This is a genomic window from Pseudohaliea rubra DSM 19751 (assembly GCF_000764025.1).
GTDB lineage: Bacteria > Pseudomonadota > Gammaproteobacteria > Pseudomonadales > Halieaceae > Pseudohaliea > Pseudohaliea rubra.
Genome location: NZ_KN234822.1, coordinates 2,256 through 2,874 on the forward strand (window position 1 = coordinate 2,256; position 619 = coordinate 2,874).

A 619-nucleotide genomic window follows, 5' to 3' on the forward strand; every position below is an offset into this window, starting at 1 on the left:
CGGGGAGCGCGGGCCGTGCACTGTCCCTTCTGCGCTGCGGAAGACACCAAGGTCATCGACTCGCGGCTCGTCGCCGAGGGTGGCCAGGTGCGCCGCCGCCGGGAGTGCCTGTCCTGTCACGAGCGCTTCACCACCTACGAGGCGGCGGAGCTGGTCATGCCGCGGATCATCAAGCAGAACGGCAACCGTGAGCCCTTCGACGAGGACAAGCTGCGCGCCGGCCTGCAGCGGGCGCTGGAGAAGCGCCCGGTCTCCGTAGAGGCCGTGGAGGCCGTGCTCACCAACCTGAAGGCCGCGCTGCGCGCCACCGGCGAACGCGAGGTGGACTCCCGGGATCTCGGTGAGCTGGTCATGGACGAGCTGAAGCAACTCGACCAGGTGGCCTACGTTCGTTTTGCCTCTGTGTACCGCAGCTTCCAGGACATCGCCGAGTTCCGCGATGCCATCGAGCGCCTGGAGGCAGAGCCGCGCCAGCCGGCCAAGGGCGCCTGAGGCGCCGCGGGCTGCTGTGAGCGCCAGCACCGGCAAAAGCGCGGAAGCCCGGCCGTCATGGCGCGCCGACGGGCGCCCCGGGCGTCAGCCGGCGTGATGGACGGCAGCGACAGGGCGTACATGGCCC

The 619-nt window shown here is 70.6% G+C and carries 1 protein-coding gene; it reads left to right on the forward strand.

What is annotated here, in order from left to right:
• Positions 1–15: 15 nt before the first annotated feature.
• Positions 16–492, forward strand: coding sequence for a transcriptional regulator NrdR (gene nrdR / locus HRUBRA_RS14445; RefSeq protein ID WP_035518363.1), 477 nt, complete (start codon positions 16–18; stop codon positions 490–492).
• Positions 493–619: the final 127 nt, after the last annotated feature.